This is a genomic window from Streptomyces sp. NPDC006012 (assembly GCF_042871185.1).
In the GTDB taxonomy this organism is placed as follows: Bacteria; Actinomycetota; Actinomycetes; order Streptomycetales; family Streptomycetaceae; genus Streptomyces.
Window position 1 is genome coordinate 404,813 of sequence record NZ_JBIAIE010000003.1, and the last position, 24,306, is coordinate 429,118.

Genomic DNA, 24,306 nt, shown 5'->3' on the forward strand with positions numbered 1-24,306 from the left:
TTCTCGCAGCCCCGTGCCTAGCGGATGTTCGGGTCGAAGGTGAAGATCACCAGCGTGCCCAGCAGGATGGTGAACACCGTGGCGGTGTAGAGCAGGCCCTTCAGCCACAGCCGGGTGTTCGTGCGCTCCGCGTAGTCGTTGATGATCGTGCGCAGGCCGTTGGCACCGTGCAGCATCGCGAGCCAGAGCATGGCGAGGTCCCAGACCTGCCAGAACGGGTTCGCCCAGCGGCCGGCCACGAAGGCGAAGCCGATCTTGGAGACGCCGCCGTCCAGGAACAGCTGGATGAGCAGGTGGCCGAGGACCAGGACGACCAGCACGATGCCGGACAGGCGCATGAACAGCCAGGCGACCAGTTCGAAGTTGCCCCGGGTGGACTTGGGGGTCTTCCTGGTGCGCTGGCGCGGGGCCTCGATGAGCGGCGCGGGGTGGTCGACGCCGTACAGGGACTCGCCCTCGACGGGGCCGATCCCGGATGCGGTGGTTTCAGTGGTGGACATCGGCGTCAGCTCCCGAACAGGACACGAGCGGCGTGGCCGAGCACCGGGTAGACCGAACCGGCCATCAGGACGACCCAGACACCTACGACCGTCCAGAGCATCTGCTTCTGGTAGCGCGGGCCCTTCGACCAGAAGTCGACGGCGATGACGCGCAGGCCGTTGAGCGCGTGGAAGAGGATGGCGGCGACGAGGCCGTACTCCAGCAGCGCGACGATCGGCGTCTTGTACGTGGCTACGACCTTGTCGTAGTCCTCGGGGGAGACACGCACGAGAGCGGTGTCCAGCACGTGAACGAACAGGAAGAAGAAGATGAGGACGCCGGTGACTCGGTGAGCCACCCAGGACCACATTCCTTCCCGGCCGCGGTACAGCGTTCCAGCCGGCACGGAAGAACCCTCCGGGAGCGGGGACTAGGGCCGCGCCGGCTTTTCGGTGTCGGTCGGGCCCGGCCGGGTACGGTCCTCCGGCCCCCAGCATGGTAGCGGTGTGCCTGCTGTGCCCGGCGGGGGGCCTCCCGGTGTGATCAAAACGGTGCGCGAACGTGCATGGACGGGTCATCGGCGGGTTGGGTCGCAGGCGCCTCGGAGTCCTCGGGGGTGTCTCAGGGCGCCCCGGAGGTGCGGCTACCGGGGTGGGGTCCCGGGTGCGCGGCCGGGCGCGGGTGCGTCGTGGCCGGCCGCTCCGCCGCGTTCCCCGCCTCGCTCGAACAGCGGGGACCCCCAGTTCCACGCGGCCCTCAGCCGCTCCACCAGACGTTCCCCCGCGAGGCGCCGCAGGTGTTCCGCCGTGATCACCCGTTCCTCGTCCGGGTCGTTCGTCAGCCGGGACCGGATGCCTTCGAGGGTGCGGTCCAGGGCCTCGTCCGGCGGGATGCCGCCCAGGTGGATGAGGAAGACATGGCCGAAGCGGGCCTCGTAGGCGGCGTGCGCGGCGCTGAGAGCGGTGTGCGCGGCGGAGTAGGTGCCCTCCGGGAGGGGCTGCGGGGTCTCGCCCGCCAGGGCCTGGGCCAGGTCCGCCGGCGACAGGTCGTACGCCGCCTCGTCCGCCGCGGCCATCAGCGCGTCGAGGTCGGGATAGGGGCGGTGGGCGGCGACCCGCTGGGCCCAGCGGGGGCTGCGCAGGCAGGACAGAAGGGCCTCGCGGGCCTCGTCGGCGGTGGCGGCGTTGAATCCGGCCAGCCGACCGGGGTACGACGGGATGCGGGTCTGCTCGGGGAGCGCCGGTATGGCCACTCCGCCGGAGAACCCGGACGGGTACGGGAGACGGTGCGCAGGCAGCGTGGGTCCTCGCGTCACGTGTGGGGCGGCAGCGGATGCTGTGAAGGGTGTGTCGCCACGTTATCGAGAGTGGTCATGCCGTGTCCGACGGATGCCCGAATTTCACCCGGACGGCAGAGTTTGGGAACCGTTCGTAGACGCGTCGCGTCAATATCGGCTTTACGTTGGCGAGGTGAATCAGCACAGGCGTCGCGAGTCGGCGCGGCAGGTCAGACGGCGGCGCGCGGCGGTCGGCGGAGCGTTCGTCTGCACGGTGGCGCTCGGCGCCGGACTGGGCGTCTGGGCCTTCGCGGACGACGGGAAGCCGCCCGCCGGGGCGGCACGGACCACGGGAACGCCGCCCTCGGGCGACCCGGGTTCGGCCACCCCGAGCCCCAGCCGTTCCTATCCGCTGTCCCAGGCGCCCGGCACCATACCGGCCGTGCGCTCGCACACCGCCGAGCACGGCCCCGGCTGGCGCCCGTCCGGCGGCGACCGGGTCGTGGTGACCGACCCCGCCCTGGCCGACGAGGGCAGGCTGATCGCGGGCGAGCTGGGCCTGGACTACGCGGGGCAGCAGAAGGACACCCGGGCCGGGGACGTGAAGCTGGAGCTGAGCGGCGACAAGAAGGCGAACCCCGAGTCGTACACCATGACCGTGCGTGGCGGCGGCGTCACCATCAGCGGCCCCGCCGACACGGGCGTCTTCTACGGCACTCGCACCCTCAAGCAGGAGGTGCACGGCGGCGGCACGGCCCCGGAGGGCGTCGTGCGCGACGAGCCCGCCGAGCAGCGGCGCGGCTTCATGCTGGACATAGCCCGCAAGCCGTTCACCGAGTCCTGGATAGAGGACCGGATACGCGAGCTGGGCGACCTGAAGTTCAACGAGCTGGGGCTGCACTTCTCCGACGACCAGGGCTTCCGGATCGAGTCGAAGACCCACCCCGAGATCGTCTCCGCGGACCATCTCACCCAGGCGCAGGTCAAGAAGATCACCGGCCTCGCGGCCGGCCGGCACATCAACATCGTCCCCGAGATCGACTCGCCCGGACACCTCGGCGCGGTCCTCGCCGCCCACCCCGACCTGAAGCTGCGCAACGCACAGGGCGTCGTCACGCGCGGCGCGATCGACATCTCCAAGCCCGCCGCGGCCGGCCTCGTGGACGACCTCCTCAACGAGTTCGCCGGCGTCTTCCCGGGCCCCTACTGGAACCTCGGCGGCGACGAGTACCAGGCGCTCGCGGTGTCCGATCCCGCTGCCTCCTTTCCGCAGCTGGCCTCCGCCGCCCGCAAGGCGTACGGCTCCGGCGGCACCATCCAGGACCTGGCGACCGGCTGGCTGGGCGGCCGCGCCGACACCGTCCGCGCCCATCAGCGCACGATGCGGGCCTGGAACGACGGCTTCTACCGGGGCACCTCCGTGCAGCCCGCGGGGGATCTGGAGGTCGCCTACTGGACGGGCAAGGAGATCGGCGCCCGCAAGCCGACGGAGTATCTGGACGAGGGACGCAAGGTCATCAACTACAACGACGAGTTCATGTACTACGTCCTCGGCCAGCCGCAGACCTTCGTCTACCCCACCGGGCAGCGCATCTACGAGCAGTGGACGCCGCGGGTGCTGCGCGGCACCACCGCCGTGCCCGCCCGCTTCGACCCGCAGATCCTCGGCGGCTCCTTCGCCGTGTGGTGCGACGACCCGAACGCCCAGACACAGGACCAGGTGGCCGCCGGCATCCGGATGCCGCTGCGGGCCACCGTGCAGAAACTGTGGGACCCGCGCACACCGTCCGCCTCCTGGGCGGACTTCCAGAAACTGGCGAACCGGCTGGGGTGAGCCGGGCCGGGAAGGTACGGGGCAGGCGGTACCGGGCGCGGGCCCGGGGCACGGACACGGGTCACTGGGGGCACCGGCCGGATCTGCTCGGCGTGGCGTCCCCGTGACGCTTTTGGAACGGAGCTGCGGCGCCCCCGTACCGCTGCGTCCTGTGGCCGCTGTGCGGCCGTCGTGCGAGGGAGATGGAGCGGTCCTGCGCCGGTTGCGCGAGGTGGTGCGGATCCGGGTGACGAAAGCCGTGCCCGTCTCGCTTTTCACTGTGTGACAGCGCATCAGGTGACAGCAGAGCAGCAGACCAGGCCGCAGGCGGCGGGCAAGCCCGTGCGTTGGGCGGCGGACGTGGTGGCGACGATGCGCGAGGGCGCGCGGGTCCGGCTCGACTACTCGGCACAGAGCCTGTGGCGGGTCGACCGGATGATCGACGAGATACGGCGCGAGGGAGCGCCGTACGACGCCGTGCGGGACGTACTGCGCGGCTTCGGCGCGTACGCCGGCGAGGTGATCGTCCGGCAGGCCGGCGCCGAGTGGTGGGCGACCGGCGGCGACCACTGGATCCGTACGCTCGACGGCCGGCTGTGGGACCCCGTCGACGAGGCACGGCGCTGCTTCGACGGGCAGGGCTCGCTGCGACTGCTGTGCCGGGACGCGACGGCGTCGGTGGGCAGGCGCTGAACACCGCCGGCCCGCGGGCGGCGGAGTCCGCCGTGCCCAGTGACAAATCTGTCGGCCGTGGCGCTGATCACCATGGAGGACGGGAGTCGCCGTGTCGCACGATGCCGTGCGCTGTGAGGACGAGCGGCGGCACGAGCACGGGCACGGCTGAGGACGGACGAGGACGGTTCTTGGGCCAGGGAGGGGAACGCCGCCGCCCGCAGGCGTACGACGGCGAACTGGGCGCTGCGGTCGCGCGGGCCCAGGACGGCGACGAGACCGCCTTCGCCGTGGCCTACCGGATCGTGCAGCCGGGGCTGCTCGGCTATCTGCGCGGACTGGTCGGCGACGACGCCGAGGACGTGGCCTCCGACGCCTGGCTGGAGATCGCCCGGGACCTCGGCCGGTTCAAGGGCGACGGCGCCGGGTTCCGCGGCTGGACCGCGACCATCGCCCGGCACCGGGCCCTCGACCATCTGCGCAGGCAGCGGGTACGGCCCCGGGCCACCGGGCTGGAACAGGACGTACTGGACCTGCCCGGCCCGCACAGCACGTACGACCAGGCGCTGGAGACCATCTCCACCGAGCATGCCCTCGCCCTGATCCGGGGGCTGCCGCGGGACCAGGCCGAGGCCGTGCTGCTGCGGGTCGTCGTCGGTCTGGACGGCCCCGGCGCCGCACGTGTCCTCGGCAAGCGGCCGGGCGCGGTGCGTACGGCCGCGTACCGCGGGCTGAAACGTCTCGCCCGTGAGCTGGCCGGCCGGCCGGCGGCGGACGGCGGTGTGACGGATGAGGGCACCGGCACGCTGGGGGATGCGATATGAACGGCGCCGGGCGCGGCTCGTACGGAGCCGGGGAGGCCGACGGGGCAGGGTGCCCCGCAGGCCGTGCGGTGCCGTGCCGCGGGGCGCCCACGGCGGCGGGCCCGGGGCTCCGGCGGGCCGCGGCGGACGGCGCTCGGCTCGGGTGCGACGGGTGGGACAGGGAACGGACATGGGTGAACGGCACAGTGACGGCGGGCGGTTCGGCCGTCGGCATGCGCACCCGGCCGGCGCCGCGCCCCGGCCGTGGCAGGCAGGCCCGGACGCGGTGCTGGAGGAGCGGATCGGCACGGTGATCCGGCGGGACGGTGCCGGTGGCGACCGGGCGGAGGCCGAGCGGCGGGCCGTCGCCGCGTTCCGTGCCGCCCGCGGCACGTGGGCGCAGCGGGCGCGGACCCGGCGCCGCGACGACTGGCGGCTCTCCCGGCCGCGCCGCGTCCGCCTCTCGGCCAGGGCGTCGCTGTCCGCGTTGCTCGCGAGCATCGCGCTGGGCGGTCTGGCCGTCGCCGCCATCGCCTCGGCCGGGTCGCCCGCGCACGAGAACCGCGGGCCCGCCGCGCCGTCCGTGCACCCGGCGGACGGCGGCGGCACGACGAGCAGCGGCGACCGGCCGCCCGCGGCGCCGCCCACGAGCCCGGCCGCCCCGCACCCCGCGCCCACGGCCACGGGCTCCGCCGCGGATCACACCCAACCGGACCGCCCGGCCACGGCCGCGGACCTGCTGGCCCGCTGCCGGGCGTACGAGCAGGTCAAGGACCGTGGAAAGGCGCTGGATTCGACGGCATGGCAGCGCCTGGTCACGGCCGCGGGCGGCGCGGAGAAGGTACCGGCCTACTGCGCCCGGCAACTGGCGGCGACGGAGAAGTCGGCAGCAACAGAGAAAGCGGCGGGGACGGAGAAAGCGGCGGCCACGCGGACCGAGGAGCCGCGGGCCGATGCACCGCCGGCCGAGGAGACGCAGGCTCCCGAGCCGAAGCAGACCGGGGGAACACAGGCGGTTGAGGAGAAGCCCAAGGAGAAGGACTGATCTCGCGCGGGACGGTGTGCTCTGCCGTGGCAGCGGCCTGGGCCGCCACTCCTGGCCCGACAGCAGCTTGGACGTAGCCCGACGACGTCGTCGACCGGGAGCCTGGTGATCGACGAGTTGCCGTACCTGCTCCAGCACTCGCCCGAAATCCCCGGGCTGCTGCAACAGCTCTACGACGAGCGGCAGCGGGGTGCCCGGCCCGGTGCCGGGCCGGGTCCCCGGCTGGTCCTGTGCGGCTCCGCGACGAGCGTCATGCACGAATTGCTCTCGGGGGCCAAGCCGCTGCGCGGACGCGCCGTGCTCGATCTACGGCTGGGTCCCTTCGACTACCGTGACAGCCGGGACTTCTGGCAGATCGCCGACCCGCTGACCGCGCTGAAGGTGCATGCGGTCCTGGGCGGGGCCCCCGGCTACCGGCCGGTGGCGGGCCGGCCGCATCCGGACGACGGCTTCGGCACCTGGCTCACCCGCACCCTGCTCGATCCCGGCCGGGCCGTGTACTCCCGTACCGAGACCGAGTACCTGTTGCGCGAGGACCCGGGGATCACGCAGCACACGCTGTACTACGACATCCTCACCGCGATCGCGCGGGGCGCCACCACCCCCAGCAAGATCGGTGCCGCCCTGGAGCGTCCGCCGCAACGCCGTCGCCCATCCGCTCGGAGTGCTGGAATCCACCGGCTACATCCGCCGGGAACAGGACCTCCTCCGCTCCCGGCACCCTGTCATCACCCTCGCTGACCCCGTCATCCGCTTCAACCAGCTCATCACCCTCCCGCAGGCCGCAGCCGTGGAGCAGGGATTCGCCGAGCAGGTGTGGCAGCAGGCCACCCCGACCTTCAACTCCAAGATCCTGGGACCCCACTTCGAGGACCTGGCCCGCGTCTTCACCAGCCGGTACGCCCACACCCTGCTGCCCGGCGGACTGCCCGGCCCGGTCGGTACCACCGAGGTCGCCGACCAGGCCGCCCGGACCAGGCACGAGGTCGACGTCATCGTCCTGGCCGCCGGTGAGCGCCCGCAGGCTCCCCGCGCGAGGATCGCGCTGCTGGGCGAGGCCAAGGCGACCGCCGCCCGCCGGGGAACCGGTGACCTGGCACGCCTGGAACGCATCCGTGCCCTGCTCGCGGACCAGGGGTACGACACCGCTGCCACCACTCTGGCGCTGTACTCCCTGCACGGCTTCTATCCCGACCTGGTCGACCTGGCCGGCCGTCGTGACGACCTCCTCCTGATCGACCTGCCCGCCCTCTACGGCGGCTGACACCAGGACCAGGTGAGAGGCGTCCGGCCCGCTGGTCACGCGCTGGTCGCGGAACTCGCGCGAAACCCAGGGGCGCAGCGGTGCTGCCGAGGCAACGGCCGGGGCCGCCACCCCCCACAGGAGAGGCCCCGGCCGTCGCGCGGCACGGGCCGCGCGGCGGCCCGTACTTCCTTCAGCGCCGCGGGGGCTTTTTCTGTCACACCGATCCGCATCACGAGGTCGTTGCAACCCGTACAGACGTGGACGGGAGCAGTTTCAGGTCGTAACGTGCCTTTCGCGCCGAGGCGCGGCGGGCGCATGACCACCGCATCCAGCTGCGGCCTCGAACACCGCAACCACCGATTGAGGAACCACGACGGTGCGACCCCGTCCGCGTCAGCGGAGCCGGTTCGCGCAAGGAAGGGCACCACGGGTGCTGGGGGACGACGCGGAGTTGACCGCCGCGGTGCGTGCGGCACAGGACGGGGACGAGACCGCGTTCCGGACTGTGTACCGCGCGGTGCAGCCACGGCTGCTCGGGTACGTACGGACGCTGGTCGGTGATGCCGACGCCGAGGACGTCGCGTCCGAGGCGTGGTTGCAGATCGCCCGCGACCTGGAACGCTTCAGCGGGGACGCGGACCGGTTCCGCGGCTGGGCCGCCCGTATCGCCCGCAACCGCGCCCTCGACCACATACGCATGCGCGGCCGCCGCCCCGTGATAGGCGGCGACGAGAGCGAACTCACCGCCCGGGCCGCCGAGTCCGACACGGCCGGCGAGGCCATCGAGGCCCTGGCCACCGGAAGCGCCCTCTCCCTCATCGCGCAGCTCCCGCAGGACCAGGCCGAGGCGGTCGTCCTGCGCGTGGTCGTCGGACTCGATGCCAGGACCGCCGCCGAAACGCTCGGCAAGCGCGCGGGCGCCGTCCGCACCGCCGCACACCGCGGTCTGAAACGGCTCGCGGAGCTGCTCGGCACGGATCCGGAATCCGCCGGGCGGCTCGACGCCCTGCCGGCCCAGCGAGAACCACGCGGTCGTACGGTGACGTCCGCCACTGTGACGCAATCGCGTTCGCGGACGCAGAAGGACATGTGATGGCCGACGAGCAGTACCAGTGGCTGAACCGGGAGACGGCGGAACGCCTGCTGCGCGGAGAGCCGCTCGAAACCGTCGACGCGGCGGCCCGCGGCCAGGCCGAACGACTCGCCGGGACGCTGGCCGAGCTCTCCGCCGATGGCACCCCCGCCAAAGCCGAACTCCCTGGCGAGGAGCGTGCGTTGGCCGCTTTCCGCAAGGCCCGGGAGCAGCCGTCCGAGCCGGCCGCCGTGGGGCACCGGGACGGTTCGCACGCGCGACGCTCCGGTGCGACGCGCCCGCCGTCCGACGCGGGGCTGGTCCGTCTCGGCTCCGGCGCCGGCCGTGCGCCCGCCCGTCGCCGCCGGGCCCGCCCCGTGCGGCTGGCGCTCGCCGCCGCGCTGGTCGTCGGCACGGTCGGCGGGGTCGCGGTGGCGGCCGGAACCGGAGTCCTGCCGACGCCCTTCGGCGACCGCGACCCCGGGCCCGCCGCGTCGGTCTCGGTCGCCGGAACGCCCGAGGGCCTGTTCCCCTCGCCCTCCGTGCCCGCCACCGGGGGCGCCCCGTCGGGTCCGCCGGCGCCGAGCGCCCCGCCGAGCCGCAGCCCCGCCATCGGTTCCGGGACGTCCGGCCCGGATTCCGCCACGCCGGGCGGCAAGGATTCCGCCGGCCCCGGACCCTGGGGCGGTGCGCCCTCCGCCTGCCGTGACCTCCAGGACGGCAGGGAACTGGGTCCCGGCCGCGGGCGCCGGCTGGTGGCGGCGGCGGGCGGCCCCGCGCGGGTGCCGGCGTACTGCAAGAGCCTCCTGAAGACGGAGGACGGCCGCACGGGCGAGGTGCGCACGGAGAGCGCGGACGGCCAGGACGAGCACGGCGGCAAGGACAAGAACGGCACCAAGGACGACCAGGACGACCAGGGAGACCAGGGCGGCTGGGGCAGCCAGGGTGACCGAGGCGGCCGGGACGGCCGGGGCGGGGGAGACGGCGGCCACACGGGCGAGGGCCGTGGCCACAGCCGGGGCAACGGCAGCAGTGACGGCGAGGGCGAGGGCCGTGGGCACCACCGCGGCGACGGCCAGGGCGACGGCGACGGTTGGAGGACCCTGCCGCCCTCCTCCACCCCGGCGCCGACGGACCGTCCCGCACAGTCGCCGGGACCCACGCCGAGCCCGACGTACACCGCGCTCTGAGCCGCTCCGCCGCCGCCCGCCCGGCGCTTCGGCCGCCTCGGTCGGTTCGCCCGCTCGGGCCGGTTCGGCTACCTCGGCTGGTTCGGACCCTTCGGCCGGTTCGGTCGAGTCTCCCGCCTCCGCTCATCCGACCTGCGTCTGCACGGCGCGGGGAAACTTTTTCCGGGGCGGGTGTGACAGTTTCGGCCGCTGCGACGCAGTACAGAACGAGCCGACTGGTCATCGGCTGTCGCACCGAGCCGGGGTTCCCCCCGTACCCACGGCTCGTGCACCTGGCGCGGGCGGGACAGGTTCCCCCGGTCCCGCCCGCGCGCCAGTTCCTCGCTCCGTGCCCGGCGCCCGCGCCTCACCGGGAGACGACGACCTTGTCACCCGTCCGCACCTGCGCGAACAGCGCCGCCACGGCCCTCTCGTCGCGCACGTTGACACAGCCGTGCGAGCCTCCCGCGTAGCCTCGGGCGGCGAAGTCGGCCGAGTAGTGCACCGCCTGGCCGCCGCTGAAGAACATGGCGTACGGCATGGGGGAGTCGTAGAGCGTCGACACATGGTGCCGTGACTTCCAGTAGACCTTGAACACGCCCTCCCGGGTCGGTGTGTACTGCGCGCCGAACCGCACCGCCATCGTCGACACCGTGCGCCCGTCGATCATCCAGCGCAGCGTCCGGCTGGTCTTGTCGATGCACAGCACCCGGCCAGTCAGGCAGCGCGGATCGGGCGCGGCGGCCGGCTGACCGCCCATCAGGTACAGCTCCCACTTGCCCGGCTCGTGCGTCATGCCGAGCAGCCGCTGCCAGGTGACGGTGTCCGTCCGTCCGGTCGGCGGCAGGCCGCGCTTGCCCTGGAAGCCTTTGACGGCCTCCTCCGTCGGACCGTCGTACGTCCCCGTCGGCCCGTCGAACAGCCAGCCGACCTGGCGCAGCCGGGCCTGGAGTTCGCGCACGTCCGGGCCGGTGTTCCCGCGGGACCACAGGACGCGCGGCGGCGCGGCGGGCGGCGGTGGCGCGGGGGCGGACGGTGACGCGGTGGTGCGCGCCGGCGCGGGAGCGGACGGTGCCGCGGGCGCGGGCGTGGCCTTCGCCGGGCCGCCGCCGGACGCGGGCGTGGCGGACGGGCGGGCGCTCGGCAGCCGGATGTGCACCGGCGAGCGGTTCTTCCCGTCGGCCGCCGTGGGCTGCACGGTGCATCCGCACAGCGTGGCGAGCACGGTGAGCGCGGCGGCCGAGGCGAGTGCGGCGGCGGGCCGTCGAGCGATCCGGTCGATCCCCGTGTACCTCATGCCCATGATGCTTCCCAGCGTGACCGCCGCCGAACTACGGGGCATGGTGGGGAGTAGCCGGCCGGCGGGAAGCAGTCGGTGTACATCGGCGTACAGACGTACCGCGGAGGCACCACCATGGCGCGTGAGTCGGAGTCCGGACTGCCCATCGAGCCGGTCTACGGGCCGGACGCACTGCGCGGCTGGGACCCGGCGGAGCAGCTGGGCGAGCCGGGCGGGTACCCCTTCACCCGGGGCGTGTACCCGACGATGTACACCGGCCGCCCCTGGACGATGCGCCAGTACGCCGGCTTCGGCACGGCCGCCGAGTCCAACGCGCGCTACCGGCAGCTGATCGCGCACGGCACCACGGGCCTGTCCGTCGCCTTCGACCTGCCCACCCAGATGGGCCACGACTCCGATGCCCCGATCGCGCACGGCGAGGTCGGCAAGGTGGGGGTCGCCGTCGACTCGATCGAGGACATGCGGGTGCTGTTCGACGGCATCCCGCTCGGCGACGTCTCCACCTCGATGACGATCAACGCCCCGGCGGCGCTGCTGTTGCTGCTGTACCAACTGGTGGCGGAGGAGCAGGGCGTGCCCGCCGACCGGCTGACCGGCACCATCCAGAACGACGTACTCAAGGAGTACATCGCGCGGGGCACCTACATCTTCCCGCCGGGGCCGTCCCTGCGGCTGACCGCGGACATCTTCCGCTACTGCCGCGCCGAGCTGCCGAAGTGGAACACCATCTCGATCTCGGGCTACCACATGGCCGAGGCGGGCGCGTCGCCCGCGCAGGAGATCGCCTTCACCCTGGCGGACGGCATCGAGTACGTGCGGACCGCGGTGGCGGCGGGCATGGACGTCGACGACTTCGCCCCCCGGCTGTCGTTCTTCTTCGTCGCCCGTACGACGCTCCTGGAGGAGGTCGCCAAGTTCCGTGCCGCGCGCCGGATCTGGGCGCGGGTGATGCGCGAGGAGTTCGGCGCGCGGGACCCGAAGTCCCTGATGCTGCGGTTCCACACCCAGACGGCCGGAGTGCAGCTGACGGCGCAGCAGCCGGAGGTGAACCTGGTCCGGGTCGCCGTGCAGGCGCTGGGCGCGGTGCTGGGCGGCACCCAGTCGCTGCACACCAACTCCTTCGACGAGGCCATCGCCCTGCCCACGGACAAGAGCGCCCGCCTCGCCCTGCGCACCCAGCAGGTCCTGGCGCACGAGACGGACGTGACGGCGACGGTCGACCCCTTCGCCGGGTCGTACGCCGTGGAGCGGCTGACGGACGACGTGGAGGCCGCCGCGCTCGACCTGATGCGCCGGGTCGAGGACCTGGGCGGCGCGGTGGGGGCGATCGAGCACGGCTTCCAGAAGGCGGAGATCGAGCGCAACGCCTACCGCATCGCCCAGGAGACCGACGCGGGCGAGCGGGTCGTGGTCGGTGTCAACCGCTTCCGGCTCGACGAGGAGGAACCCTACGAACCGCTGCGCGTCGACCCGGCCATCGAGGCCCGCCAGGCCGAGCGGCTGGCCGCGCTGCGGGCCGGACGGGACCGGGCCGCGGTGGACTCGGCACTGGCCGCGCTGCGCAAGGCGGCCGGCGGCGCCGGGAAGGACGACAACGTCCTCTACCCGATGAAGGAGGCCCTGCGGGCCCGCGCGACGGTGGGCGAGGTGTGCGGCGCACTGCGGGAGGTGTGGGGGGTCCATGTGCCCCAGGACCTATTCTGACCTGCGGTATCGCGCCAGGTACCCGGGGAGTCCCGCGGTCGTGTCCCCTGCCCAGCCGACGTAACCGTCCGGACGGACCAGGAACAGGCCGGGGCCGTACGGTGCGGGGGCCGGGCCGGGGACGGTCCGCAGCCCGGGGAACCCGGGAGAGCGGACCGTCCCGGGTGCGTCGGTGCCCAGCAGTGTCCAGTGCGGGCCCCGGAACGCGTCGAAGAGGCGCACGCCGTCCACCGTCCCGTCCGGCGCACGGTCGCCGGCCCGTACCCCGGTCACGGCCGGCCGGGTCTCCGCGGTCAGTGACGAGTCCCGGTAGCCGAGCCCGAGCTGCTGCGTCGCCGCACCGCGCCGGACCTCGCCGCGGTGCACGGCGGTGGACAGGCCCAGCATGGCCGCGGCGACCGCCCGCCGCTCCTCCTCGTAGGTGGCGAGCAGGGACTCCGGCGCGTCCGCGGTCAGCACCGCACCCAGTTTCCAGCCGAGGTTGTAGGCGTCCTGGACGCTGGTGTTGAGGCCCTGGCCGCCCGCCGGCGAGTGGACGTGCGCCGCGTCGCCCGCGAGGAGGACGCGGCCCGAGCGGAACCGGTCCGCGAGCGCTGCCCGCGGTTGGAAGACCGAGGCCCAGCCCACCTCCGTCACGTCCGCGGCGGCGAGGTGGGAGCGGTCGGCGACCACGGCGCGGATCCCGTCCGGGGTGAGGTCGGGGGCCGCGCCCGCGGGGATCCGGGCGATCAGCTGGAACTCGTCCGTGCCCGCGAGCGGGCAGAGCGCCAGGAAGCCGCCTCCCTCCTCGCCCGGCGGGAAGACGTGCCAGTGGTCGCGGTCGAGGCCGGTGATCCGGAGGTCGGCGACCAGGGCGGGGTCCGGGTCGACGGTCTCGCCGGTCATGCCGGTGCCCAGCGCCCGGCGCACCGCCGAGCGCCCGCCGTCGGCGCCGACCGCGTAGCGCGCGCGGATCGGCGAGCCGTCGGCGAAGTGCACGGTCACCCCGTCCGGGTCCTGCTCAAGGCCCACCGCCCGGCGGCCGAACACCACCCGCCCGCCCAGCTCCGCCAGCCGTGCGGCCAGGATTTCCTGGGTGCGCCACTGGGGCACCATCCACGGCTGTGCGTACGGCGCGTCCGCGGTCGGTTCGGCCGAGTCGAACATCGTTTGTTCGCCGACCCGCATTCCGTAGCCCACGATGCGTCCTTAACGATGTCAAGTTATCGAGCGTGCATGCCGACCGACGAGCCCCGTCCCCTCCCCGGGGGCACCGGCGTCCGGCCCGCCGCCGGGCAGGGCGCCGTGGCCCCACGGTCCGCCGCCCCGTTTCAGCCGCGGGCCGAGCGGTCGCTCCACGAAGCGGTGGATCAGCCAGGCCAGGCCCAGCAGCCCGAGCACGGTGACCGCGAGCGTCGGCCACGGCGGCAGGCCGAGCCCCCGGTGCAGCACCCGGATGACGAACCAGCCCAGGTGCTCGTGGACCAGGTAGAAGGGGTACGTCAGCGCGCCGGCCGCGGCCAGCCAGGGTCGGCAGGCCCACCGCGTCCAGCCCAGCGCCACGGCCGCCACGGCGCCGAAGGCCAGCGTCACCAGCAGCAGGATGACGTACGGGTCGCGGTGGAAGTCGCCGGTGGCGCCCGGCCGCCACAGCCCGGTCGTGACGGACTCCTGGCCGAGCAGCCAGGAGACGCCGACGAGGCCCCACAGGGTCGGGCTGTGGCCGAAGCGGTGGACCAGATAGAGCGCGAGCCCGCCGACGAAGAACGGTGCGTGCTCGGGCATGACCACCTGCGCGGTCAGCGGGGTGCCGGCGTTCTTGCAGATCACCGCGGCCAGCGTCCACACGTAGCAGAACAGCACCACCCGGCGGTAGGTGACGCCCCGCAGTACTACGCACACCGCGAACAGGGCGTAGAACCGGACCTCGACCCAGAGCGTCCAGCACACCCCCAGCACCCTCGGCACGCCCAACGGCTGCTGGAACATCGTCAGGTTGACCAGGATCTGGTCGAGGCGCAGCGGGTGCAGGACGACCGGCAGGGCGAACGCGGCGGCGGTGACCAGGAGCACGGCCACCCAGTAGGCGGGGTAGAGGCGGGCGACGCGGGACCGGAGGAAGTCGCCGGGGCTGCGGCCCCAACTGCTCATGCAGATCACGAAGCCGCTGATGACGAAGAAGAACTGCACGCCGATACAGCCGTAGACGGCCGCCTGGGACAGGTCCGGGAAGATCCGGGCCGGTGTCTGGCCCCAGGAGCGGGAGATGTCGCCGCCGCGGCCGGCGAAGTGGTAGAGGCAGACCATCAGCGCGGCCAGCAGCCGCAGCCCGTCCAGGGCGAGCAGCCGGCCCCCGCGGCGGCCGGGGCCGGGAGGCGGGGCGCGATGTGCGGCGGGCGGGGGAGGAGAGGGAACGGAGGCACGGGTGGGGGATGTCGTCGCTCGCATGGTCCCGCACGCTTACCCGGATCCGCGGGGTTCATTGCGGTGTTCTGTCCCGATATCCCCGGGATGCCTCAGTTGCCCACCCCGCAGCTGGGGGAATCGCCCGGTCGACCGGTGGGTTCCGCGCCGGGGCCGGCGGCGGCTCGGCCGCCGGCCCCGTGACGCGTTCGGCTCAGTCGGACTTCAGCAGCCGCGCGGAGCGGTTGGCGAGGTCGATCCGGATCGACTCCTTGCGGGCGAGCTGCCGTATCGCCTTCCCGCGGTGGCCGAGCCCGCCCGCCACGCGGGAGATCTCCGACCAGACCCGGGCCCGGTCGCCGCCCGCGATCGCGGCCGCGGACAGCAGCCGGTGCGCCTCGTCGACCTCACCGCGCCCGGCCCGTATCTCGGCCATGCCGATGAGCACGTCCACCGGCTGCCGGCGGCGCAGGATCTCCGTGCCCACGCGGAGCGCGTCGTCGTGCTTGCCCGAGGTGAGGTGCCGGGTGAAGTCCTCGGCGAGGTACTTGCCGTGCCGGGAGAGCACCGCGGCGAACGGCCCCTCGCCGTAGACGGTCTCACCGTCCGGCTCCTGCCCGTCACCGCCGGCGGTGCGGCCGCGCACCGCGTCCTCGGGGCCGGCGAGGCCCAGTGCCGTGGTCATCCGGGCGGTGAAGGCGGAGATGTCGAACAGTTCCTCGACGTCCTGGTACTCCTGCTCCGACACCTCCTCGTCGAGCACCTTGCGCAGCGCGTCCAGCGCGGCTTCGGGCGTGTACTCGGCGAAGGAGTGGTAGCCGGGCACCCCTTCCAGCACCTCGCGGGAGCCCACCCGGTGGTAGGTGACGGCACGCAGCCGCTGCTGCACCGCCTCGACCACCGACAGCGGCATCGGGTCGTCCACGCTGGAGAGGAAGAAGACGTCCGAGGCGGCGAGCTCCTCGCGCACCCGGTCCCGGGAGAGCGCCCCCATCCACTCGACGCGGTCCGACAGCAGGGTGGAGGGGCCGATCCGCCAGGTCTTGTGGCCGATCCAGGCGAAGCGCCACGGCAGGCCCTGCGCGTACGCCAGCTCCGCGACCCGCGAGAACAGGTCGAGGCCCTTGCGGTCCTGCATCGAGCCGACCATCACGATCCGCGGGCGCTCGCCGGGGGTCCGCCGGGCGCGGGCGCGGTGGGTGTCGAGCGGCACCGTGTTGTAGACGACGACCGGGTCGCTCACGCCGAGCTGCCGGAACATGTCGGCCTGGGAGGTGGAGACGCACAGCACCTTGATCTTGGGCAGCACCTTGAGCATCTCGGCGTGCCGCAGCGCGTGCTGTTCGCCCTCGAAGTTCATGACGTACTCGGTCTCGTGGGCGTACAGCACCACGGTGCGGCCCAGGGCGTGCAGCGCCTCCGTCAGCTCGTTGGCCAGCGGCGAACGCCAGAACGGGGCGAGGCTGTTGATCAGGACGACCTCGGCGCCCTCCAGGTCGGCCAGGACGTCCTCGGTCCGTGAGTAGACCCCGAGGTCGAAGTAGCGGATGTCGACCGGGCTCTGGGCCAGCAGCGCCTGGGTGTAGGTGAGCACGGGGATCGCCACGCCGGTGACGTAGGAGAAGCCCAGGCCGAGGATGGCCAGTGAGCGCGGCCGGTTCAGCCGGCCCTCGACGGCGCGCAGGGCGCGTTCGGCGCGCGACAGGTGGGCCTGCGGTCCCTCGCCCGGTGCCGACCACCGGGGCGCGGGCCGCTCGACCGGAACCTCGGCCTCCTCGATGCGGCGCAGGACGCGGGAGGGCACGTCCTCGTGGAAGGTGAGGAAGTGCTCGACCGGCTCGCCGTGCACGTTGGCGGTGAACTTGCCCGAGCGCTGGAGGTCGGCGGCGACGTCGACGAGCTCGCCGACCGTGCCGACGTTGCGCAGCAGCGGGTGGTTGACCGTCGGGAAGACGATGTTCATCGGCGGCGGGCTGAACAGGATCAGCGGCGTGCCCGCCCGCAGGGTCTGCAGGTAGGTGGTGGAGAAGAAGGTGATCGCGAGGTCGTACCCGTCGAGGGTCTCCGCCTCCAGCAGCGCGCTCTCGTCGAGCACGGTGACGTCCGGCAGCTTCTGGAGCCACTCCAGGTGGCCGCGGAGCGTGGAGGGGTGCGGCTTGATCTCCACCTCGCCGAAGGCGGTGAGCGCCTCGCACAGCTCGGTGAGCTGCTGCCGGTGGTCGCCCCGGGAGAGCTTTTTCTGGTCGCTGAGCGGCTGGTCGAGGATGACCATGCGCAGCGGCTCACCGGGGCGCTTGGCGTGCCGGTGGGTGGTGGAGCGGGCCGCCCTGAGCAGTTGGGGGTCGTCGCTGTGGCCGAGCGCCCCGGTGATGTGGACGGGCGCGTCGGCGTCCGCCTGGCGGAACATGATGTGGTGCGCCGTCGCCGGTCCCCATACGCAGACGGCGGCCGGTGAGGACGAACCGTAGTACCAGTTCTGGTCGCGCAGGCCGGCGTCCGTCTTCTTGAAGTGGAAGTCCAGATGCCCGTCCTGGACGAGGATCAGCGGCAGGGAGCGGCCCAGCTCGCCGGCCACCCGGCGGCCCCGCTGCGACTGGTCGTTGAAGAACACCAGCCGGTCGATGCGCTCCCGGTCGGTGAAGGCGTGGATGCGGTGGCCCACCTCCTCCAGGAACTCGGCGCCGCTGAGCGCCTCGTCCACCTGGAACAGGTTGTGCACCTTCAGGTCGTCGAAGCGGGCTGCCGCCTCCTGCTCGATCCAGCCGGCGACGTCCCCGTCCCGGTCGGCGGTGACCAGGTGGAACGAGTGGGCGTGGGCCTCCGGTGCGTTCATGATCTGTGCGGCGAGGCCGACGCCGTTGCGGTTCTCGACGAACACAGCGATGCGCATGGACGTAATCAATCCTTCAATCGGGTCCGCCCCGTGTGTGGCCGTGGGCCGACCGAACCTTCATGTGTCTTAAGGAAATACGACCATCTGCCGTTCCATGTCTAACCAATGGGGAACCCCAGGTGAACTCTGGGCAATGACTCGTTAGGTATACGGGTAGAGAGAAGCCCTTGGGGTAGTGGCGCGGTTCACTCCGTGCTACCCCAAGGGCTTCAGTTGCTTTTGTTAAGTTATATGGATTATGTCCGGTCTTAACGCTTGACGGCCCTCTTCAGCGCCCGCGCCCGCCGGGCCACCCGGCGCACGGTGGCGTTGCGCGGGATGAACGACAGCTGGGCCGGGATCCCGCCGGGCAGGCCGAGCGAGGTCAGCCGCTTGCGCTTGAAGTAGCGCAGCGTGTGCGGGCTCAGGTGCTTGGCGAGATAGCTCTCGGCCTGAGGGCGCAGCCGCGGGTAGATCTTCGGCTGCATGGTGAAGCCCACCGCCCGGACCAGTTCGCCGAGGGCCGCCGCGTCCGTGCCGGGCCGCTGCTCGGTGACCGCGGCCCGGTCCGTCAGCTCGGGCAGCAGCGCGTCGACGACGGTGACCGGGATGCGGTTGCTGTTCTCGAACGGGGACAGCCGGTCCAGCAGGATGTCGGTGCCCACCCGGGCGGTCGGCAGTCCGTACAGCGCGGACGCGGTCAGCAGTGCCGTGGAGAAGCAGCCGACGACCAGGGCCGGGCGCATCCGCTGGTACAGCACCTCCGCCAGGACCGGTGTGTCGACGACGGTGAGGTCGGCGCCGAGCCGTTCGGCCTCCTGCTCCAGGGTGCGGGCGAAGCGGGCCGGGGCGGTGGGGTGCGGCTTGAACACGATCCGCTGGTGGCCGAGGTCGACGGCCCCCTTCAGCATCCGTACGTGGAGGTCCTCCTCCTGCTCGGTGCTGAGGATGCCCAGCGCCGACAGGTACTGGCCGAGCAGCAGGGCGGGCTCGTCGATGTCCGGCAGGCTGTCACCGCTGCCGGACAGTTCCGCCAGCACCTTGGTGAACGCGGTGGTCGGGACGATCTCCGGTGCCACGCCGAACTCGGTGAGCAGCAGCGGCGTCAGGCCCGGCACCAGATCGAGGTGGAGCAGCCGGTCCACCCGGGTGCCGACCAGCGGGTCGATCTTGTTGCGGGTGGGGCCGTAGCTCATCAGGCCGTCCGCGTAGACGGTGACGGCGGCGCCGGTGAAGATCTGCGCGATGCCGAGCGACGGGTTGACCTGGATCGACTCGACGGCCAGCTCGACCTCGTCGTCGCCGAGGTCCCAGGCCAGCCGCAGGAAGCGTTCCCACAGCGGGAGGTCCTCCGGCCGCGGGAGCCAGCCGCCCGGGTGGAAGGGGAAGATCGTCTCGTTGTACGAGATGACGTCGTCGAAGCGCTCCCGCAGCCGCTCGAAGCCCGGCATCTCGTCCGGGCCCGGCGTCGTCTCGGGCGTCGTCGCGTTGTTGCAGACCAGCAGGATGCGCCGGTCGGCGGGGCGGAACGAACCGGAGTCGAGGGCGGCGGCCAGCGTCGCCATGCCGTACAGCGTCGACGCCTGGAAGATCTGCGTGGTCACGCGGCGACCCCCGACGGCGCGGGGCGGCGGCGCAGCCGGCGCAGCTTCGTGGCGCGCTGGAGGTCCATCGAGTCCAGGGCCTCGTCCAGGACGGCCTGCGGCATGCGCCGCAACGCCGCGGCGCTCAGTGATTTCAGCTTCTTCGCCACCGGGGGCTCGAACCTTTCGATGGATCCCAGATGATGGGAAATGATGGCGCAGTAAGTCCGGACGGCCTTCGGCAGCAGTTCGTCCGCCTGGGGGTCCTGGGCGGTTTCTTCGATGACCTGATCGAATGCTCGAATGAAATCGAGCTGCCGGACGTCACCGATCTGGGTGAGCGACGAGGCGACCCCGCGCCGGTAGAAGGTGCCGAGCAGGTTCACCGCGGCGAACGAATCCGCCTCCCGGTGCAGCTTCCAGATCCACGGCCGGTCCTCGGCCGTGCGCAGCCCGTCGGTGAAGTGCAGCAGTCCGCGGTCCACCAGCCGGCGGTGGTAGATCCCCGCCCAGGCGTACGCGTAGTCGACCGAGGTGGTGCGGTCGGCGGGCAGGATCGCGTCGCGCGGCTTCATCACGCGGTTCCGGCGGCCGTGCGGCACCCGGTGCACCACCCGCGCCCGCGCCGTGCACTGTACGTGGTCGGTGCGCAGGAAGTCGCAGGCCAGCTCGTCCATGGCGGCGACCAACTGCGGGTAGTAGCCCGGGGCGAGCCAGTCGTCGCCGTCCAGGAAGGTCAGGTATTCGCCGCGCGCCCGGTCGATTCCGGTGTTGCGCGCGGTCGCCAGTCCCCCGTTCTTCTCGTGTCTGACATGTACAGAGCCTGGCAGTTCGTGCTCCGCGCGCGCGAGGAGCTCCGGAGTCCCGTCGGTGGAGCGGTCGTCGACGAGGATGAACTCGAAGTCTTCACGGGCGTTCGCACGCAGGCTTCTGAGCGTGTCCGGCACGTATTGCTGGACGTTGTAGAACGGCACGATGACGGAGAGCTTGACCACGTCATCGACGTTAGGGGGAGCCCCGTCATTCGTCTTGACGGCTGCCTTGATATCAGGTGAACGACATGTGTCGAAGCCGTGAACCGTGGTTTTTTGCCGTGGGATCCCGGGCTGATTCGCCATTCGGCGACATGCTGTTAACCCTTTGTTGTATTCGGGTTGGGCGGAAGCTAGGAATGGCTTCCTAGCTTCTTCGGTGTGCCAGTAAGTGCAACGAACTCCCTGCGGGTCGCCGTCCTCGCGGATTCCGACACCCGGTGGAAGTGGGGCGCGCTCACCGCGACCCGCATCGCCGGGCATCCCGCCGAACCCGACGGATCGGGCATCCAGCTCGACGGCTACCTCCTGCGCGGCCGTGCCACCCCCACCGCCCGCCAGCTCAGAGAGGTCGGCGTGCACGCCGACTCGCTGCGCGAGGTGACCGCCGTCGAGTTCCTGCGCGCCATGGACCAGGAGTCGTACGACGTCCTCGTGCTCGCCCTCGTCGGCGGCGGCGTACAGGCCATCATGCACGGTCTGAAGAAGGCGTGGGAGGACCGCACCGACCGGCCCGTCGTCGTCACCGGCTACGTCGGCGTCGTCTACGAGAAACTGGCCGACGGTCTGCTGCTGCGGCACGGCGCGGACCTGGTCCTCGCCAACTCCCGCCAGGACGCGGACCGGTTCCGCGCCGTGTACGAGGGCGTGGGCGCCGACTCCTCCAGCGTGACCGAGGTGGCCCTGCCGTTCCTCGGCGGCACCCCCTACGCCGGCGAACCCGCGCCCGCCGGTGAGCCGGGCGGCCGGCCCTACACCGTCGTGTTCGCGGCCCAGCCCTCGGTCCCGGACAGCCGCAAGGACCGTACGTACCTGCTCGACCGGCTGATCCGGCACGCGCAGGCGTTCCCCGACCGCGAGGTGCTGCTGAAGCTGCGCTCCCGGCCCGGCGAGCACACCACGCACATCGAGGAACTGCCCTACCAGAAGCTGGCGCAGAGCCGGGAGCTGCCCGCCAACTTCCAGCTGGTGTACGGGCACATGGGCGAGGTGCTCGACCGCACCGACCTGATGGTCACCATCAGCTCGACGGCCGCGCTGGAGGCCCTGCACCGGCGGATCCCCACGGTCGTCCTGACCGACCTCGGGGTCCGCGAGGTGCTCGGCAACCACCACTTCGTCGGATCGGGATGCCTCGCCTCCTGGGACCAGCTGGACGCCGGGCACCGCCCCGAGCCCGAGCCCGGGTGGCTGGCCCGGCAGGGCGTCGCCGCCGACGGTTCGTACGGCACGGCCTTCGACTCCGCCCGGCAGCGCATCGCCCGGCTGCTGGACCGGCCCGGCGGCCTGCCGCGCCTCAACCCCTACTACACGACCGAGACCGCGCCCGGCTATCTGCCGGGGATCCTCGCCCGCCACCACCTCGGCCCGGACGGCACCCCGCTGCCCGGCGCACCCGCCGCCGACAAGGCACCGGGACCCGTCCGCCAGATCGTCCGCAGGGCGGCACGCGGCGCCTACCGGCACGGCGTCCAGCGGGTGGCACCTGTGATCCGACGAATGGGAGAGCTGTGAGCGACCGGATCCCGCGTCAAGGAGGAGAGCCCATGTCCAACTCCGAAGCGGGCCGAGGTGCTTCCGCACGCCGGGTGCTCGCCGTGATCCCCGCGCGCGGCGGCTCCAAGGGTGTGCCCGCCAAGAACCTCGCGCCCGTCGGCGGCGTGCCCCTGGTGGCCCGCGCGGTGCGCGCGTGCCGGGGCGCCCGGCTGGTCACCGACGTCGTCGTCTCCACCGACGACGAGGCCATCGCCGAGGCCGCGCGGCAGGCCGGCGCGGAGGTCGTGCTGCGGCCCGCCGCCATCGCCGGTGACACCGCGACCTCCGAGGCCGCCGTGCTGCACGCCATGGACGCCCACGAGGCCCGGCACGACGCGAACGTGGACGTCGTCCTGCTCGTGCAGTGCACCAGCCCCTTCCTGACCCGCGAGGACCTGGACGGGGTCGCGGGTGCCGTCGTCGAGAACGGCGCCGACACCGCGCTGACCGTGGCCCACTTCCACGGCTTCGTCTGGCGGGACGCGGGCGACGACCCGGTCGCCGTGGAGTCCGCCCGCGAGCAGGCCGCCGGCGGCGGCACCACCCGCGTCACCCACTCCACCGCCACCCAGGGCGGGTACGGCGTCAACCACGACAAGTCGTTCCGGCCGCGCCGCCAGGACCGTCCCCAGGACCTGCTGGAGACCGGCGCCGCCTACGCCATGGACGCCGCCGGGTTCCGCAAGCACAACCACCGCTTCTTCGGCAACACCGAGCTGGTGCGCACCGACCCGGCCCGGGTCCTGGAGATCGACGACCCGCACGACCTCGCCCGGGCCCGCGCCCTGGCCCCGCTGTTCGACGCGGACGCCGCCCGGGCCGACGACCCGGCCGACGCGGTGGAGTGTGCCGCCGCTCTCCCTGCGGCCGACGACATCGACGCGGTCGTCCTCGACTTCGACGGCACCCAGACCGACGACCGGGTGCTGATCGACGCCGACGGACGGGAATTCGTCACCGTGCACCGCGGCGACGGACTCGGCATCGCCGCGCTGCGCAAGAGCGGCCTGAAGATGCTGATCCTGTCCTCGGAGCAGAACCCGGTCGTCGCCGCCCGGGCCCGCAAGCTCCAGCTCCCGGTGCTGCACGGCATCGACCGCAAGGACCTCGCCCTCAAGCAGTGGTGCGAGGAACAGGGCATCGCGCCACAGCGCGTGCTCTACGTCGGCAACGACGTCAATGATCTCCCCTGCTTCGCCCTCGTGGGCTGGCCCGTGGCGGTCGCGAGCGCCCACGAGGTCGTCCGCGACGCCGCCCGCGCGGTCACCACCGTCCCCGGCGGCGACGGTGCCATCCGAGAGATCGCCAGCTGGATCCTCGGCCCCTCTCTCGATTCCCTCACCAAGTAAGGACCCCTGATGACCACCAACTCCCGCATCCGCGCCTTCGGTTCGCGTGAGGCCGGCCCCGGCCGCCCCGTCTACGTCACCGGCGAGATCGGCATCAACCACAACGGCGACCTGGACAACGCCTTCAAGCTGATCGACGCCGCCGCCGAGGCCGGCTGCGACGCCGTGAAGTTCCAGAAGCGCACCCCGGAGATCTGCACGCCGCGCGACCAGTGGGACATCGAGCGCGACACGCCCTGGGGCCGGATGACCTACATCGACTACCGCCACCGCGTGGAGTTCGGTGAGGACGACTACCGCAAGATCGACGAGTACTGCAAGGAGAAGGGGATCGACTGGTTCGCGTCCCCGTGGGACACCGAGGCCGTCGCCTTCCTGGAGAAGTTCGACGTCCCGGCCCACAAGGTCGCCTCCGCCTCCCTCACGGACGACGAGCTGCTGCGCGCCCTGCGCGCCACCGGCCGCACGGTCATCCTCTCCACCGGCATGTCCACCCCGAAGCAGATCCGCCACGCGGTCGAGGTCCTGGGCTCGGACAACATCCTCCTGTGCCACGCCACCTCCACCTACCCGGCCAAGGCCGAGGAGCTGAACCTGCGCGTGATCAACACGCTGCAGCAGGAGTACCCGAACGTCCCGATCGGCTACTCCGGCCACGAGACCGGCCTGCAGACCACGCTCGCCGCCGTCGCCCTCGGTGCCACCTTCGTCGAGCGCCACATCACCCTCGACCGCGCCATGTGGGGTTCCGACCAGGCCGCCTCCGTCGAGCCCCAGGGCCTGACGCGCCTGGTCCGCGACATCCGGATCATCGAGGCCTCGCTCGGCGACGGCGTCAAGAAGGTCTACGACTCCGAGCTGGGCCCGATGAAGAAGCTGCGCCGGGTCGCCGGTGCCGTCGCCGAGGCGGAGATCGCCGCGGCGGCGGGCGAGCCGGTCCAGGTCTGACACCGATTGCACCCGAGTCCGCCTT

General features: G+C 72.5%; 20 protein-coding genes. 11 read left to right on the plus strand and 9 right to left on the minus strand.

The window, feature by feature from the left end:
- Nucleotides 1-17: 17 nt before the first annotated feature.
- The 3 genes from ACFYPJ_RS08755 to ACFYPJ_RS08765 form a co-directional block, all read right to left on the minus strand.
- Complete coding sequence (locus ACFYPJ_RS08755; RefSeq protein ID WP_389012567.1) at nt 18-500, minus strand: succinate dehydrogenase hydrophobic membrane anchor subunit; 483 nt, start codon at nt 498-500, stop codon at nt 18-20.
- Between the two features lie 5 nt (nt 501-505).
- Nucleotides 506-886, minus strand: a complete 381-nt coding sequence (gene sdhC / locus ACFYPJ_RS08760) for a succinate dehydrogenase, cytochrome b556 subunit (RefSeq protein WP_358900077.1) — start codon at nt 884-886, stop codon at nt 506-508.
- A 237-nt stretch (nt 887-1,123) separates the two neighbouring features.
- Nucleotides 1,124-1,795: a 2-oxo-4-hydroxy-4-carboxy-5-ureidoimidazoline decarboxylase gene (locus ACFYPJ_RS08765; protein WP_389012570.1), complete on the minus strand. Its 672-nt coding sequence runs from the start codon at nt 1,793-1,795 to the stop codon at nt 1,124-1,126.
- Between the two features lie 154 nt (nt 1,796-1,949).
- On the opposite strand from ACFYPJ_RS08765, the gene ACFYPJ_RS08770 reads away from it, so the two are divergent.
- The 7 genes from ACFYPJ_RS08770 to ACFYPJ_RS08800 all read left to right on the plus strand — a co-directional run bounded on the left by ACFYPJ_RS08770 (nt 1,950) and on the right by ACFYPJ_RS08800 (nt 9,597).
- Complete coding sequence (locus ACFYPJ_RS08770; RefSeq protein WP_389012573.1) at nt 1,950-3,590, plus strand: glycoside hydrolase family 20 protein; 1,641 nt, start codon at nt 1,950-1,952, stop codon at nt 3,588-3,590.
- A gap of 276 nt (nt 3,591-3,866) precedes the next feature.
- Complete coding sequence (locus ACFYPJ_RS08775; protein WP_389012576.1) at nt 3,867-4,262, plus strand: hypothetical protein; 396 nt, start codon at nt 3,867-3,869, stop codon at nt 4,260-4,262.
- A gap of 170 nt (nt 4,263-4,432) precedes the next feature.
- A complete protein-coding gene (locus tag ACFYPJ_RS08780) occupies nt 4,433-5,065 on the plus strand; it encodes an RNA polymerase sigma factor (protein WP_389012578.1) in 633 nt (210 codons plus the stop codon).
- 169 nt (nt 5,066-5,234) lie between these two features.
- The gene (locus tag ACFYPJ_RS08785) at nt 5,235-6,089 is read left to right on the plus strand and encodes a hypothetical protein (RefSeq protein WP_389012581.1); all 855 of its coding nucleotides are present in this window, start codon (nt 5,235-5,237) and stop codon (nt 6,087-6,089) included.
- 616 nt (nt 6,090-6,705) lie between these two features.
- Nucleotides 6,706-7,353 (plus strand): hypothetical protein, encoded by a 648-nt coding sequence (locus ACFYPJ_RS08790; protein ID WP_389012584.1) that lies wholly within the window; start codon nt 6,706-6,708, stop codon nt 7,351-7,353.
- A 412-nt stretch (nt 7,354-7,765) separates the two neighbouring features.
- Nucleotides 7,766-8,428: an RNA polymerase sigma factor gene (locus ACFYPJ_RS08795; protein ID WP_389012587.1), complete on the plus strand. Its 663-nt coding sequence runs from the start codon at nt 7,766-7,768 to the stop codon at nt 8,426-8,428.
- Nucleotides 8,428-9,597 carry a hypothetical protein gene (locus ACFYPJ_RS08800; protein ID WP_389012589.1) on the plus strand — a complete coding sequence of 390 codons (1,170 nt, stop codon included), beginning with the start codon at nt 8,428-8,430 and terminating at the stop codon, nt 9,595-9,597. The genes ACFYPJ_RS08795 and ACFYPJ_RS08800 overlap by 1 nt, the downstream gene beginning before the upstream one ends.
- Nucleotides 9,598-9,943: 346 nt before the next feature.
- Here ACFYPJ_RS08800 and ACFYPJ_RS08805 read toward each other — a convergent pair whose 3' ends face one another.
- Nucleotides 9,944-10,873, minus strand: a complete 930-nt coding sequence (locus ACFYPJ_RS08805; protein WP_389012592.1) for a L,D-transpeptidase family protein — start codon at nt 10,871-10,873, stop codon at nt 9,944-9,946.
- Between the two features lie 117 nt (nt 10,874-10,990).
- Between ACFYPJ_RS08805 and ACFYPJ_RS08810 the strand changes: the two genes are divergently transcribed.
- Entirely contained in the window at nt 10,991-12,580 is a 1,590-nt protein-coding gene (locus tag ACFYPJ_RS08810; protein ID WP_389012595.1) for a methylmalonyl-CoA mutase, read from the plus strand.
- Here the strand turns inward: ACFYPJ_RS08810 and ACFYPJ_RS08815 are convergent.
- The 5 genes from ACFYPJ_RS08815 to ACFYPJ_RS08835 form a co-directional block, all read right to left on the minus strand.
- On the minus strand, nt 12,572-13,759 hold the full coding sequence (locus ACFYPJ_RS08815; protein ID WP_389012598.1) for an FAD-dependent monooxygenase: 1,188 nt from the start codon (nt 13,757-13,759) through the stop codon (nt 12,572-12,574). The genes ACFYPJ_RS08810 and ACFYPJ_RS08815 overlap by 9 nt on opposite strands.
- 18 nt (nt 13,760-13,777) lie before the next feature.
- Nucleotides 13,778-15,007 carry an acyltransferase family protein gene (locus ACFYPJ_RS08820; RefSeq protein WP_389012600.1) on the minus strand — a complete coding sequence of 410 codons (1,230 nt, stop codon included), beginning with the start codon at nt 15,005-15,007 and terminating at the stop codon, nt 13,778-13,780.
- 169 nt (nt 15,008-15,176) lie between these two features.
- Entirely contained in the window at nt 15,177-17,852 is a 2,676-nt protein-coding gene (locus tag ACFYPJ_RS08825) for a glycosyltransferase family 4 protein (protein WP_389012603.1), read from the minus strand.
- Nucleotides 17,853-18,103: 251 nt separating this feature from the next.
- Nucleotides 18,104-19,438: an alpha-2,8-polysialyltransferase family protein gene (locus ACFYPJ_RS08830; RefSeq protein WP_389012606.1), complete on the minus strand. Its 1,335-nt coding sequence runs from the start codon at nt 19,436-19,438 to the stop codon at nt 18,104-18,106.
- Entirely contained in the window at nt 19,435-20,412 is a 978-nt protein-coding gene (locus ACFYPJ_RS08835) for a glycosyltransferase family 2 protein (protein ID WP_389012609.1), read from the minus strand. The genes ACFYPJ_RS08830 and ACFYPJ_RS08835 overlap by 4 nt, the downstream gene beginning before the upstream one ends.
- Nucleotides 20,413-20,610: 198 nt before the next feature.
- On the opposite strand from ACFYPJ_RS08835, the gene ACFYPJ_RS08840 reads away from it, so the two are divergent.
- From ACFYPJ_RS08840 to ACFYPJ_RS08850, 3 genes are read left to right on the plus strand one after another with little or no spacing between them, the layout of a single operon-like run.
- Complete coding sequence (locus tag ACFYPJ_RS08840) at nt 20,611-21,963, plus strand: DUF6716 putative glycosyltransferase (protein WP_389012612.1); 1,353 nt, start codon at nt 20,611-20,613, stop codon at nt 21,961-21,963.
- A 32-nt stretch (nt 21,964-21,995) separates the two neighbouring features.
- Entirely contained in the window at nt 21,996-23,333 is a 1,338-nt protein-coding gene (locus ACFYPJ_RS08845; RefSeq protein WP_389012615.1) for a cytidylyltransferase domain-containing protein, read from the plus strand.
- Between the two features lie 9 nt (nt 23,334-23,342).
- On the plus strand, nt 23,343-24,281 hold the full coding sequence (locus ACFYPJ_RS08850; protein ID WP_389012618.1) for an N-acetylneuraminate synthase family protein: 939 nt from the start codon (nt 23,343-23,345) through the stop codon (nt 24,279-24,281).
- The last annotated feature ends 25 nt before the right edge of the window (nt 24,282-24,306 follow it).